We start from the raw sequence: 14,147 nt of genomic DNA on the forward strand, positions 1-14,147 counted from the left end.
GAAGGGAAGGCGCGCGCATGACGTCGCTCGGCGCCACCATCACCCCCGAGGGCATCCGCTTCGCCGCATGGTCCTCGTCGGCCCGTCGCCTCTGGGTTTCGATCTTCGACGAGCACGGAAATCGCGAACACGATCGCCTGGAGCTGAAGCCGGAAGGCGACGGCGTGCACGCACTCTTCGTCTCCGGCCTGACCGCGGGCGTGCGCTATGGCCTGCGAGCCGATGGGGACTATGCACCCGAGCGTGGGCTGTGGTTCGACCCCGACAAGCTGCTGACCGATCCTTACGCCGTCGAAATCGACCGGCCCTACGCCTATCACTGGCGGCTCGCCGCGCGGCGCAATGAGGGCGCCGACACCGCGTCGCTGATGCCCAAGACCGTGGCCAAGGCCTTGCCCACGGCTCCACCGATCCTGCCGCCGCTGTTTCGTCCGGGCGGTCTGATCTACGAACTGAATGTCCGCGCCTTCACCAAGCTCCACCCGGATGTGCCGGAAGAACAGCGCGGTACGATCGCCGCACTTGCCCATCCGGCCATCATCGAGCATCTGCAAAGGCTCTGCGTCTCCGCCGTTGAACTGATGCCGGTGACGGCTTCGATCGACGAGCGGCATCTGCCGCCGCTGGGCTTGAGCAACGCCTGGGGCTACAATCCCGTCACCTTCATGGCACTCGACCCACGCCTCGCGCCCGGCGGCCTGACGGAATTGCAGGACACGGTCGCCGCGCTGCGCCGGGTTGGCATCGGCACCATTCTCGATCTCGTCTTCAACCACACCGGCGAAAGCGACAGGCTGGGGCCGACGCTCTCGCTACGCGGCCTCGACAACCAGGCCTACTATCGGCACCGGCCGGATGGCGGGCTGGTCAATGATACCGGCACCGGCAACACCATCGCCTGCGACCATCCGATGGTGCGGGAAATGGTGCTCGACACACTCCGTCATTTCGTGCGCCAGGCCGGCGTCGGCGGCTTCCGGTTCGATCTGGCCCCGGTGCTGGGCCGGGTCGATGGCGCCTTCGATCCGGAAGCGCCGCTGCTGCGGGCCATCACCCATGATCCGCTGCTTTGCGATCGCGTGCTGATCGCCGAGCCTTGGGATATCGGGGCAAACGGCTATCAACTGGGCAATTTCCGGCCCCCGTTCCTTGAGTGGAACGATCGCTACCGCGACGATGTCAGACGTTTCTGGCGCGGCGATGCCGGCATGGTCGGTGCTCTCGCCACGCGCCTTGCCGGTTCGTCCGACGTGTTCAACGGGGCAGGGGAGCCAACAAGCCGCAGCGTGAACTTTATCGCCGCCCATGATGGCATGACGCTGGCCGACATTGTCACCTATGAGCGCAAGCACAACGCGGCCAATGGCGAGCAGAACCGCGACGGCCATAGCGAAAACCTGTCCTGGAACAATGGCGCCGAAGGCGAGACGGACGACGTGGCGATCATCAAGGCGCGCTTCGACGACCAGAGCGCGCTGCTCGCCACGCTGTTCGCCTCTCGCGGCACCATCATGCTGACCGCAGGCGACGAGTTCGGCCGCACCCAGGAGGGCAACAACAATGCCTATGCGCAGGACAATGCCATCACCTGGCTCGACTGGGCAGGCCGCGACCAGGCACTGGAGCGTTACGCGTCGGCGCTGGCGGAACTTCGCCAGGCGGTGTCGGCACTGTCGGGCACGCGTTTCCTGACCGGAGAACCCGAGGCTTCGGGCGTTCCCGACGTCGCTTGGCTGACCGAAACCGGGGAGCTGCTAGACGAGAGCGGCTGGAACGACTCCAGCCGGCATCGCCTCGTCATGCTGCTTGGCGGCGAGGATGGCAGGCTTGCCGTCATGATCAATGGCGACCGCCGCCAATGCGTCTTCACTTTGCCGGCGCGGGATGGCTTCCGGTGGCGCCCGGCAATCGAGACGCAGGCGATCGACCTCCTGCGCCCGCTGCCGGGCCGCAGCGTCAATTTCATGATCGAGCGCCGGACCGGAAACGGCGGCGCAAGGAGGGTTTTTGATGACCGGTGAGAATGTGGAGCAGGGAGCCGAGTGGTGGCGAGGCTGCGTCATCTACCAGGTCTATCCGCGCTCTTTCCAGGACACCACCGGCGATGGTAGCGGCGATCTCGGCGGCATCACGTCGAGGCTCGCCCATATCGCTTCGCTCGGCGTCGATGCCGTCTGGCTGTCGCCCTTTTTCAAGTCGCCGATGGCCGACATGGGCTATGATGTATCGGATTATCGCGACGTCGACCCGATGTTCGGCACGTTGGCGGATTTCGACGCGCTGGTTGCCGAAGCGCACAGGCTCGGCCTGAAGATCGTCATTGACCAGGTGCTGTCGCATTCATCCGACAAGCATGAATGGTTCATCGAAAGCCGCGCCAGCCGCGACAATGCCAAGGCCGACTGGTACGTCTGGGCCGACGCAAAGCCAGACGGCGGCGCGCCCAACAATTGGTTGTCGGTCTTCGGGGGACCATCCTGGGAGTGGGGCGCGAGCCGTCGGCAATATTACATGCACAATTTCCTCGCCTCGCAGCCGGATCTCAATTTCCACAACCCGGACGTCCAGGACGCGTTGCTGGACACGGTGCGGTTCTGGTTGGAGCGCGGTGTCGACGGCTTCCGGCTCGACACGGTCAATTATTATGTCCACGACCGCTGGCTGCGCAGCAATCCGCCCTTGGCTTCGAGCGTTGCCGGCACCAACACGGAGACCAATACCTACCTCTATCAGGAGCATCTGTTCGACAAGACGCAGCCGGAAAACCTGGCGTTCCTCAAGCGCTTCCGGGCATTGCTGGACGAGTATGAGGGCCGCGCCGCCGTCGGCGAGATCGGCGATGAAGGCCGCTCGCTGCAGACGCTCGCCGCCTACACCTCCGGCGGCGACAAGCTTCAGATGAGCTACACTTTCGACCTGCTCGGTTCGCAGTTTTCGGCGGCGCATGTACGCGGCTGTGTCGAGGCCTTCGAAAGCGCGGTTGCCGACGGCTGGGTCTGCTGGGCATTTTCCAACCATGACGTGGTGCGCCATGTCAGCCGCTGGACGCGGCCGGGTGGCGATCCCGACCTGGTGGCCAAATTCTCGATCATGCTGCTCGCCTGCCTGCGCGGTTCGATCTGCCTCTATCAGGGCGAGGAGCTCGGCCTTGAGGAAGCCGAGCTTGCCTACCAGGATCTGCGCGACCCCGTCGGCATCCGTTTCTGGCCCGGCGTGAAGGGCAGGGATGGCTGCCGCACGCCGATGGTCTGGGAGGCAGGCACCGACAATGCGGGCTTTTCCACCGCAAAACCCTGGCTGCCTGTGCCGGCAAGCCATCGCGCCCGCGCGGTCGATGTGCAGAACGGCGAGGAGCAATCAGTGCTGTCGGCCTACCGCTCGGCGCTCGCTTTGCGTAAACAGCACCCTGCGCTGGTCGGTGGGTCGATCAGCTTTCTCGACACCGAGGGCGACGTGCTCGCCTTCATCCGCGAGGGTGGCGGAGAAAGGCTGCTCTGTGTCTTCAATTTCGCCGGAGAGCCGGCGACTTGGCCGTTGCCTGAGGATATCGGAACTGTCGCGGCCGTCCCGGGCGGCACTGCGGCTGTTGGGGAAAACGCGCTCTCGCTGCCGGCTCTCGGCTGCTTCCTCGGTCGGCTCGACTGATTGGCGCTTCGGTTGTGGCCAAGCGGTCCTACTGAACGAGCACTGCCCGTCCGCAGGTCGCACCGGTGACGCGCACGTCGGCCTGGCCGACACCGACGCCCAGGACTGACAGCACATTGTAGAGCAGGTCGTCGACCGGAGCCGTCACGGTGTTGAGCAGGGCCACCACCGCTGGTTTGACTGTTCCGAGCAGGGCGGTCACATCGATCCCAAGGCCAAGCACATTGGCCGAAAGCGACAGGTTGTTGACCAGCGACGTGGTGAGCGACTGCGAGATGTTTCGCGTCGAAACGGTCTTCACCGTCTTGTTGGCGATGTCGGTCGCGTTGAAGGTCAGGGTCTGCGGGCTGTTGTTGGTGATCGCGGTCGCGGCCGAACCCATCACCTGAATCAACGGCATCAACAGCAGCTTAACATCGGCGATGTCCGCGTTCGTAAAGGTCTGCGGCTGGCTGAAATCGGCGAAGCCGGACGGATTGTTGCTGTTGGCCAGGTTCAACTGGGCAATGCCGGGGTGCGCGGCGATGGAAACGCTGATGCTGGACGGCCCTGTCGGACAGGTGATGTCGGTCAGCTTGGCCTCGGCATAGGCGACTTCCACGTTGAGCGGCAGATTGACTGCGAGCAGGCTGATGCCGCCGGCCAGGCCGGGCGTGCCGATACCGACCGAGGCCGTCAGTTTGACACGGGTCTGGGCGGTCCGCACGACAGTGCCGATGCCATCGAGCGCCAGCCATGGCGAGGATTGGATCGGCTCCCCGATGGCGATGCTGAGCTTGGTGGAGAGCAGTCCCGGGATGGTGGCGCCGAGATCGACCGCGGCCTGGTTGGTGCCGTTGGCGAGTACGGCCGCCGCCGTCAGCATCCCCATGGCGCTTGCGTCCACGCCAAGGCCGGATGGCTGTTGCCCAAGGCCCAGGCTGCCGACGGAACCAAGGTCGACAAGACTGCTGAGCGGTATCTTGACGGTGCTGGTCGACTTGGAGGCGATGGTCTGCAGGGCGACCTTGGCGGTGTTGCCGAGGCCAGGAACATTGGCCATGGCCGTGGCGATCTGGCCGACGGTCGCCTTCGAGGCCAGAACGTCGGAATAGGTGCCGGCCGTGATGTTCAGTTGTGTGCCGAGCGCACCGACGAAGGAAAGCACGCTGACATCGTCCGAGATCAGCCCGTTGTAATCCATGACGCTGAGCGAGATGTTGCCGCCGAGAAGTCCGCTCAAAAGTGCGTTGAGGATGCCGCCATTCACGCTGAGCAATCTCGACCCGACCGAGAATGTCGCCTGCGGCGTCATGCTGGCGGTCGCTTGGGTGCCGATGACCGGAGTGGGAATCAGCGAGCTTGCGAAGTAGCGCTTGGGGATCTTCGCCAAAGTGACCCGGACGGCATTGTAAGGCGTCACGCCCGCCTGGAAGCGCTGGCCGACATTGGCGGTCGATGACGCATATCGGCCCTGCGTAACCGTCACCACCGTCTTCCCGGCGGCTGCTGGGATGGTCTGGCCCGAGCCTTGAACGACGACGCCCGGCATGCCGTTGTCGGTGAGCGTGGTGACGACCGCTGTGTTGACGTTGTTGATGTTCGAGGCGGCGGTGATCGCCGCCAGGTCGACCATCGCCTGGGCTTCCCGGCGCTCGGTGTAGATGGAGGCTTCATCTATGGCCACAGCTGCCAGCGCCAATGCAACCGGAGCGCTCAATGCGGTCATGACGGCGAAGTTCGCCTTCCTGTCTCCTACCATCGACCGTGCAAGCCGGCCGATGCCCTTGCCCGCCCGCTGCGGCATTCAGATACCCCCGACCCTGATCGTTGACTGACGCTTGATGGTCGTCCCTGGCATCGCTATGCCCAGGAACAGATTCCAGATCGGCAGGTTGCGGGCGTCGTAGGAGATGGACACCACGAACTGGCTTCCGTCGGCCACGCTGTCATTGGCCTGGTAGATCAGTTTGCTGGCGTCCACGAAGGGGTAACCGCTGCCGTTGTTGGCGAGGTAGCTGGCCACGAGCGTCTGCCGTTCGGTTTGGTTCACCCCGGCAAGGGCCGTACGGGCAGCGTCGGCTGCAATTTGCTGGATCGAGTTGGCTGCTCCAAAATAGATGCCGTATGCAACCATCCCGAGCAAGAGAAGCATGAAGAGCGGCGACAGCAGGGCGAACTCGACCGCTGAGGTTCCCGAATTGTCTGTTCGGAATTGGCGCCTTCGGGCCTTGGAAATGAGGTAGTGAACCATGGCGCCAGCATGCTCAAGTTCGCATGCAAAAAGCGAAAACTCCGGGCACAACCAAAGGGTGTGGCCGATTGAAAATGACATTCTAATTTAGCCGTTGCTTCTTCGATAACGGGGATTGACTTAGGGTCAATCAGTACTCGGTTGAAAAGAGCTTACCTCCTGTCTAGTCTCCTGCCACCAGCCGCCGGAGGGAACCGGCGGCGCGCTCAAAGGAACCAGACATCGGTTCCGGGGCGTCAACACGCAAAGGCGCGCCGATGGCAGCGCCGACAGGGAGAACTTCATGCTGAAAAACATGCTGAAGGCGACGGTATTCGCCACGACCATGACCTTGGCTGCCGGCACGTTCATGGCCCCGGCCTTCGCCGAGAGCGTCTACAACAGGGGCACCGCGGCTGAATCGGAGTCGGTCGACCCGCACAAGACCTCGACCGTCTACGAGGCCAATGTGCTGCGTGACCTGTTCCAGGGACTGGTCATGCAGGATGAGAAGGCCAACGTCATCCCGGGCGCCGCCGAAAGCTGGACGGTATCGGATGACGGCACGGTATACACCTTCAAGCTGCGCAAGGATGGCATGTGGTCGGATGGCAGCCCGGTGACGGCTGACGACTTCGTCTACTCCTTCCGCCGGCTGGAGGACCCGGCGACCGGCGCCGAATACGCATCGATGCTGTACCCGGTGAAGGGTGCGGAGGACGTCAACACCAAGAAGGGCAAGCCGGAGGAGATGGGTGTGAAGGCGATCGACGCCAACACCCTGGAAGTGACGCTGAAAGCGCCGACGCCTTACTTCCTGGAGATGCTGACCCATCAGGCGACCTATCCGGTCAGCAAGGCCTCGATTGAAAAGCTCGGCGCCGACTGGATCAAGCCCGGCAACCTGGTTTCGAACGGCGCCTATACGCTGGCCGAATGGGTTCCCAACGATCACATGAAACTGGTCAAGAATCCGAAATTCTGGGACGCCGCGACGGTCAAGTTCGACGTTGTAAACTACATTCCGACCGAGGATCGTTCATCGGCGATGAAGCGCTTCGAGGCCGGCGAACTCGACTCCTACGACGATCTGCCGACCGAACAACTCGCCGACCTCAAGACCAAGTTCGGCGACCAGATCCATGTCGGGCCGTATCTCGGCACCTACTATTATGCGATCAAGACCGACAAGGCGCCGTGGAACAACCCCGAACTGCGCAATGCCATCTCGATGGCGATCGACCGTGACTTCATCGCCGAAAAGGTCTGGCAGAACTCGATGCTGCCCGGCTATTCGATGGTGCCGCCCGGCATCGAGGGCTACACGCCCGCAATGGCCAAATACGCCGACATGCCGCAGATCGACCGCGAGGACGCGGCCAAGAAAATCCTCGAGAAGCTTGGCTACACGCCCGAGCATCCGCTGAAGATGGAGATCCGCTACAACACCTCGGAAAATCACAAGAACACGGCGGTGGCGATCCAGGAGCAGTTGAAGCCGCTTGGCGTCGACGTCACGCTGCTCAACACCGACACCAAGACCCACTACTCATTCCTCGAGCAAAAGGGTGATTATGACGTGGCGCGTGCCGGCTGGATTGCCGACTACAAGGATCCGGAAACTTTCCTCGGCATCACACGCAAGGCCAGCGGCAACAACTATTCGAACTACAACAGCCCCGCGTTCGAAGCGGCAATGGACAAGGCCGCGGCCGCCGGCGGAAAGCCTGAAGAGCGCATGAAGGACCTCTCCGAGGCCGAGCGCATCCTCATCGACGATGTCGGCCAGATCCCGCTTCTCTACTACAGCTACCACGACATCGTTTCCTCGAAGCTGCATGGCTTCGTCGACAACGTGATGGACGTGCATCCGTCTCGCTTCATCAGCAAGGACTGATCCCTGGCCAAGCCGCCGCGCAACCGAATGCGCGGCGGCGCTGGTTTGCCATCGCATCGGCCCGGGAAACGGAATCGGTTTTCGGAAGGTTCGGTGCGAAGATTTGAAGGCTGGAGCGCAATCGTCCGAGTGGACGCGCGTGCTCCGGATCAAGCGGGGCACCGATGCTGCGATACGTATTCCGGCGGCTTTTGACCGCCATCCCGACGCTGTTCGTCATCGTGACGATGGCGTTCTTCCTGATGCGCGTCGCGCCAGGCGGTCCATTCAACCAGGAGCGGGGGCTGAGCCCCGAGATCAAGGCCAATCTTGAAGCCCAGTTCGGCCTCAACGATCCGCTCTGGCTGCAATATGTCCACTATCTCGGCAATCTCTTACGCGGCAATTTCGGCCCGAGCTACAACATGCCGGACTTCACCGTCACCGAACTGTTTGCCAAGGGCCTGCCCATTTCCGTCCAGCTCGGTGCCTCGGCGCTGACCCTGGCGCTCCTGCTCGGCAGCGTGCTCGGCACCATTGCCGCGCTCAACCAGAACAAGCTTGGCGACTATACGGTGATTGCGCTGGCGACCGCCGGCAGCACAATCCCCACCTTCGTCATCGCGCCGGTGATCCAACTCGTCTTCGGGCTGACCTGGAAGCTTTTGCCGATCGGGGGATGGGGCGACGGCGCCTTCATAAACAAGATCGGTCCGGTGCTAACGCTTGCCTTGCCGCAGATCGCCATCGTTGCCCGCCTGATGCGCGGCTCGATGATCGAATCTCTGCGATCCCATCATATCCGAACGGCGCGCGCGCTCGGCCTCTCCGACTGGTCGGTGGTGGTCAAGCACGCGCTGCGCGGCGCCATTCTGCCGATCGTCTCCTTCACCGGCCCGGCGGCGGCGGCGCTGCTGACCGGGTCGGTCATCGTCGAGACGATCTTCTCCATTCCGGGCGTCGGCCGCTATTTCGTCGATGCCGCGCTCAACCGCGATTACACGCTGGTGATGGGAACGGTGGTGGTGATCGCCATTTTCACCATCGTCTTCAACCTGATCGTCGACGTCATGTACGCGGTCGTCGACCCGAGGGTGCGCTATGACTGACATCGCAGCCACGGCTCCCGCCATCGTTGGTCGTTCCCTTTGGGGCGATGCCTGGGCGCGCCTCAAGGCCAACCGCGCCGCCATGTTCAGCCTCTACTACCTCGTTCTGATCGGGTTCGTCAGCGTCTTCGGCCCCTGGTTCGTGCCGCATCAATACACGACCATCTACGCCGACTATGTGCGCATGCCGCCAAGCCTGTCGGCCTACCCGAAACCCGATATGATCGAGACGGCGCTCACCGAAGCGATCAAACGCATGCGGGTCGACATCAAGGAGTGGCACCAGGAGGGCAATCAGGTCTTCGTCACGGTCAAGTCGACCAAGCCGATCGACGACCGCAACATCCGCTACCTCGACCGGTCCGATGCCTTCGACGACACCAAGATCGAGAGCAAGTCGCCCGACGGCCTCGAAGTGACGATGAGCGCATCGGTCAAGCAGCAGTATTTCCTGTTCGGAACCGACAACACCGGCCGCGATCTCTTGTCGCGCACGCTGATGGCCGGGCGCATCTCGCTTGCCATCGGCCTGCTCGCGGGCATCGTGGCGGTGGTGATTGGTGTGATCTATGGCGCCGCCGCCGGCTTTTCCGGCGGCAAGGTCGACGAGGTGATGATGCGCATCGTCGATGTGCTCTATTCCTTGCCGTTCATCTTCTTCGTCATCATGCTGGTGGTGTTCTTCGGCCGCAACTTCGTGCTGATGTTCCTGGCGGTCGGTGCGGTGCTGTGGCTGGACATGGCGCGCATCGTGCGCGGGCAGGCGCTGTCGATTCGCCGGCAGGAATATGTCCAGGCGGCGGAAGCCATGGGGATCGGCCAGCGCGGCATCCTGCTGCGCCATGTCATCCCCAACCTGCTTGGCCCCGTGGTGATCTACATGACGCTGCTGGTGCCGCAGGTCATCATCCTGGAAAGTTTCCTGTCGTTCCTCGGTCTCGGCATCCAGGAGCCGATGACCAGCTGGGGCGTGCTGATCTCGGTCGGCGCCAAGAACATCGGCACTGCCAACTGGCTGCTCCTGTTTCCCGCCTTCTTCCTCGTCTCGACGCTGTTCGCCCTGAACTTCGTCGGCGACGGCCTGCGCGACGCACTCGACCCGAGGGATCGATAAAGATGGGGATCGCTGACATGGCCACTCCCGAAACGATCCTCAGCGTCAAGGACCTGCGCGTCCGCTTCCGCACGCTCGATGGCGCGGTCGAGGCGGTGAAGGGTATCAACATCCACGTCAACGCGGGCGAAACCGTTGCCGTCGTCGGCGAATCCGGCTCCGGCAAGAGCCAGACGATGATGGCGGCGATGAGCCTGCTGGCCTCCAACGGCGAAGCGTCGGGCCATGTCGACTATCGCGGCCGAAACTTGCTCACAATGAGCAAATCCGAGCTGAACAAGGTCCGCGGCCGCAAGATCAGCATGATCTTCCAGGAACCGATGACCTCGCTCGATCCGCTCTATTCGATCGGCAACCAGCTGATCGAGCCGATACGCCGGCATCGGGGCCTGAGCGCCACAGAGGCGCATGAAGAGGCGCTCAAGCTGCTGCGGCTCGTCCATATTCCCGATCCGGAACGGCGGATGAAATCCTATCCGCACGAGATGTCCGGCGGCCAGCGCCAGCGCGTGATGATCGCCATGGCGCTCGCCAACGACCCCGACATCCTGATCGCCGACGAGCCGACGACGGCGCTCGACGTGACCATCCAGGCACAGATCCTGATGCTTCTGGCCGAGCTGCAGCGCAAGCTCGGCATGGCGATCGTCTTCATCACCCACGATCTTGGCATCGTGCGGCGCTTCGCCGACCGGGTCTACGTCATGCGCCAGGGCGAGGTCGTCGAGGAAGGCGAGGCGGAAGCGATCTTCGCCAACCCCCAGCATGCCTACACCAAGATGCTGCTGGCGGCCGAGCCGACGGGAACCAAGGCGCCTCCGCCAGCCAACGCGCCCGTGGTGCTCGAAGGCAGGAATGTCGAAGTCACATTCAGGATCGGCGGCGGGTTTCTCGCCGGTGAACCGCTGATGCTGCGTGCGGTCGATCACATCTCGATCCGGTTGCAACGCAACCAGACCATCGGCATCGTCGGCGAATCCGGCTCGGGCAAATCGACGCTCGGCCGCGCCTTGCTGCGGCTGTTGCCGAGCGATGGGCTCATTCGGTTCGGCGATCGCGACATTTCCACGGCCGACCGGCAGCAGATGCGGCCCCTGCGGCGCCAGATGCAGCTCGTCTTCCAGGATCCCTTCGGTTCGCTGTCGCCACGCATGACCGTCGGCCAGGTCATCACCGAAGGGCTGCTGGTGCATGAGCCGAACCTTTCGGGAAAGCAGCGCGACCAGCGTGCGGTCGAGGCCCTGCGCGAAGTCGGGCTCGACCCCAACGCCCGCAACCGCTACCCGCACGAATTTTCCGGCGGACAACGGCAACGCATCGCCATTGCCCGCGCCATGATCCTGAAGCCGAAGATGGTGGTGCTGGACGAGCCGACCTCGGCGCTCGACCGCTCGGTGCAGAAACAGATCGTGGAACTGCTGCGCAAGCTTCAGGCCGACCACGAACTGTCTTACCTGTTCATCAGCCACGACCTGGCGGTGGTGCGCGCCATGGCCGATTACATCATCGTCATGAAGCAAGGCAAGATCGTCGAGGAGGGGCCGACCGAGGCCATCTTCAGCAACCCGCAAGCGCCTTATACGCAGACGCTGATGAATGCCGCGATCGACGTCACGCGATTCCGGTTGAGCGCGTGATAAGCCACTGTAGGTGAGGCCTGTTCGCTCAGCCGGCCGCGCACTTGCGTGCGCGTACGGCGACAGCGGCATCCTGCTGTCGCTTCAACTGGTCGATCCTGGCCGTTTCACGGTTGGCGACCGCCATCTTCACGCTCGTTCCGCCAAGCAGCCAACGCGGCACGCTGGTGTTGGCGACCTTGCCGCGGGTGATCGCGGCTTGCGAGATGTCGCTCGCGTTGCTTCCCACGGCGCTGTTGAGCTCCGTGCAGGTCATGCTCTCGTATTTGGCCGGATCGGCCGCCCTGCCCATTGATGAGCATCCGGCAACAAGAGACATCGCAGCCAGAAGAACCGGTGCCGACCCTGTCGTCGAGATCAAATTCATGTCCGCGTCCGGTTCGCCGTTTTACCGGCTCCCTCATATTCATCGATCAAACTAGGGCCGATGCCCATTTCGTCAAAATTTGAACAGCCGGCCAGTGCTCGCGCTCGGCCGTCTATTCAATGTCATCGAAATTATTATGCTGCTTCGGCGGCCAATCCGTTCACGGGGACACAACCGCCGCCGAGCACCATTTGGGCAATATCGGTCGCGTTCTCATCGACATGGGCCGTCACCAGAACAATCCCTTCGCCGACGCTTCGACGCTCAGGCCTTCCGGTGTCCGCGACCAAGGCTCCGAGCAACCCGCCGAGGACGCAGCCGCAGAACATGCCTGTCAGGGCTATCGCCGACAGGCTGGTTGGGAAAGAATTGATGTCGTAAACAGCAAAAGCGCCCAGGCACGCCAACAGCCCGGCGGCAGCGCCAAGCATGACGGCGGGAGACTTCAGGACGCCGATCTCGTCGTGGTAGGGCCCGATGATGGCGATCTGTACGCGAGGAACCCCGGCCGCCAGAAGGTTGCCGGCGATCCGGGCTGCTTCGGCATGGGAGTCAAAAAGCCTGCTGATTGTTGGCATGGTCATTCAGGGCATGTCGTATCCGCCACCACGTCGATAACGAAGGATGCGGCGATCAGATCGTCGCCATCGATCCGGCCTTGACCGTCCTCCATTACGGCCGCGACCTTTTGGAAGGTCTTGATTTCGCCCTCGGTGATGCGCGCGTCGCGCATCCTGCTCCTGAGATCTGCCACTCGCAGCTGCAAGGCATCGGATCTTGCGTTGTCACGATTCGAGATTGTGGTGGTCATCCATTTCCGCTTCGTTTTGATGGCCCTTGCGCCCAATCAACCGAACTTGGAGCGCGGGCAAACGTTCCAGGGCTGGGCTTCGGTCTGGTGGGACGAGGGACTTAAGTCTTGCACCAAGACGCAAGGGTCTTGCCGGCGCGGAGCCCGGACCGCGCATGAAGCGTGCGCGTGTAGCGTGCCAGGGAAAAGTCGTCTGGTGGCCAGGCTTGATCGAGAGCCGAGCCACCAGGCGGCGATCAGTAACCGCCGTTTTCCATTACCACCGGACGATGGTGGCGGTGAGTGGAGACGGAGCCGGTGACAACGACGGTATCTCGACGATGATGCCTACGCCCCTGGTCGTAGAAGGCGATGGTTCCGTGGTGACGGTGATGGAGCCGCTGGCCCTCCTCATTGATGATCCTGACGTGGTTATGATGTCGATGATGGGTCCTGATGACAACGTCAGCCTCGGCGGCCGAAGCCAGGGTGGGCATTCCCACCGAAAGCGCCAAGGCGCAAATGATCATTGTTTTCATTGCAATTTCTCCAATGCCTTGATTAGCCCTTCGTTGGATACAACTGCTGCTGATCTCTTTGGTTCCGGGTTTCGCGGGACAACCGGGACCTGGGGCAACGCGAAGGGCCGGCCATCGCATCGCGCGACCAGACCTGGAGAAAAATCGCAATATTCGGCGGTAGACTCCTGCGGTTCCTAGCTCAGGGATGATCGCGATATCGCCTTTTCTACAATTACGATTGGTCCTCCCGGGCAGTTACGCTGCCGCATCGTCCGTCGTCCGTCGTCCGCGCGGGCAGGCAAGCGCGGCTGGTGCTGTGAGGACCAATCTGTCTCTGCCCCACAAAAGCAGTCCGCTCGGCCATTTCGAAATCCTGTCAGCGGCGGAACATTAGGTAAAACTAATGGTTTTATCTCGACAGCAGGCATCACGGTTTGAGGTCCGCTGAAGATCAGCAGGCAAAGGCTGATCGGCCCGCGTCCTCGGCCAGAGGCGCGGGCTCATCGAGCAACAGGAGAGAGATCATGAACAATATAATTTGGCTCGTGGGAGCGGTGGTCATCGTGATAGCGATATTGAGCTTTTTCGGCCTCCGCTAGGCGACGACGCACACCGCGCGCCCCGTCGGAGTGTGATCAGTGACAGCGAACGCCCCCGCGGATTGACCGGCACGATGGGAGGAACTTCGTTGCCCATGCGTCGTGAGAGGAAAGGGATTTCGTGTCCGTTTCCTGTCCCGAAGGAACAGGCATCAGCCCGGACCAGAGCTCTATCTCAGGTGAATCTAGGGTGGCGCCAAAGTCGGGATGCGCTAACACATTGTTTTTTCTGGTCGGAGTGGCAGGATTTGAACCTGCGACCCCCTCGTCCCGAACG

At 62.5% G+C, this 14,147-nt stretch carries 11 protein-coding genes and 1 pseudogene; 6 read left to right on the forward strand and 6 right to left on the reverse strand.

The features are described 5' to 3' along the window. Positions 1-17: 17 nt before the first annotated feature. Together glgX and LB543_RS24860 are read left to right on the forward strand one after the other, a co-directional pair. Entirely contained in the window at positions 18-2,021 is a 2,004-nt protein-coding gene (glgX, locus tag LB543_RS24855) for a glycogen debranching protein GlgX (RefSeq protein WP_224616001.1), read from the forward strand. Next, positions 2,011-3,645 (forward strand): alpha-glucosidase family protein, encoded by a 1,635-nt coding sequence (locus LB543_RS24860; RefSeq protein WP_224616003.1) that lies wholly within the window; start codon positions 2,011-2,013, stop codon positions 3,643-3,645. The genes glgX and LB543_RS24860 overlap by 11 nt, the downstream gene beginning before the upstream one ends. 28 nt (positions 3,646-3,673) lie before the next feature. Here LB543_RS24860 and LB543_RS24865 read toward each other — a convergent pair whose 3' ends face one another. Beyond that, on the reverse strand, positions 3,674-5,431 hold the full coding sequence (locus LB543_RS24865) for a TadG family pilus assembly protein (protein WP_224616005.1): 1,758 nt from the start codon (positions 5,429-5,431) through the stop codon (positions 3,674-3,676). Next, entirely contained in the window at positions 5,432-5,878 is a 447-nt protein-coding gene (locus LB543_RS24870) for a TadE/TadG family type IV pilus assembly protein (RefSeq protein ID WP_318013009.1), read from the reverse strand. Positions 5,879-6,356: 478 nt separating this feature from the next. Between LB543_RS24870 and LB543_RS24875 the strand changes: the two are divergent. From LB543_RS24875 to LB543_RS24890, 4 genes and pseudogenes are all read left to right on the forward strand, one after another. After that, a pseudogene (locus tag LB543_RS24875) lies at positions 6,357-7,502 on the forward strand (peptide ABC transporter substrate-binding protein); the annotation flags it as partial. A gap of 416 nt (positions 7,503-7,918) precedes the next feature. Further along, positions 7,919-8,842 (forward strand): ABC transporter permease subunit, encoded by a 924-nt coding sequence (locus tag LB543_RS24880; protein ID WP_224616011.1) that lies wholly within the window; start codon positions 7,919-7,921, stop codon positions 8,840-8,842. Then, positions 8,835-9,956, forward strand: a complete 1,122-nt coding sequence (locus LB543_RS24885; RefSeq protein WP_224616012.1) for an ABC transporter permease — start codon at positions 8,835-8,837, stop codon at positions 9,954-9,956. Before LB543_RS24880 ends, LB543_RS24885 begins: the two co-directional genes overlap by 8 nt. 17 nt (positions 9,957-9,973) lie before the next feature. Then, on the forward strand, positions 9,974-11,593 hold the full coding sequence (locus LB543_RS24890; RefSeq protein ID WP_140811802.1) for an ABC transporter ATP-binding protein: 1,620 nt from the start codon (positions 9,974-9,976) through the stop codon (positions 11,591-11,593). A gap of 28 nt (positions 11,594-11,621) precedes the next feature. Here LB543_RS24890 and LB543_RS24895 read toward each other — a convergent pair whose 3' ends face one another. The 4 genes from LB543_RS24895 to LB543_RS24910 form a co-directional block, all read right to left on the reverse strand. Beyond that, entirely contained in the window at positions 11,622-11,885 is a 264-nt protein-coding gene (locus LB543_RS24895; protein ID WP_318013008.1) for a hypothetical protein, read from the reverse strand. A 209-nt stretch (positions 11,886-12,094) separates the two neighbouring features. Further along, the gene (locus LB543_RS24900; protein ID WP_224616014.1) at positions 12,095-12,544 is read right to left on the reverse strand and encodes a hypothetical protein; all 450 of its coding nucleotides are present in this window, start codon (positions 12,542-12,544) and stop codon (positions 12,095-12,097) included. Beyond that, positions 12,541-12,771 (reverse strand): hypothetical protein, encoded by a 231-nt coding sequence (locus tag LB543_RS24905; protein ID WP_224616016.1) that lies wholly within the window; start codon positions 12,769-12,771, stop codon positions 12,541-12,543. Before LB543_RS24905 ends, LB543_RS24900 begins: the two co-directional genes overlap by 4 nt. Positions 12,772-13,007: 236 nt before the next feature. Beyond that, complete coding sequence (locus LB543_RS24910; RefSeq protein WP_224616018.1) at positions 13,008-13,289, reverse strand: hypothetical protein; 282 nt, start codon at positions 13,287-13,289, stop codon at positions 13,008-13,010. Positions 13,290-14,147 lie beyond the last annotated feature (858 nt).

The sequence above is a fragment of the Mesorhizobium sp. ESP7-2 genome (assembly GCF_020164715.1).
Classification (GTDB): Bacteria; Pseudomonadota; Alphaproteobacteria; order Rhizobiales; family Rhizobiaceae; genus Mesorhizobium.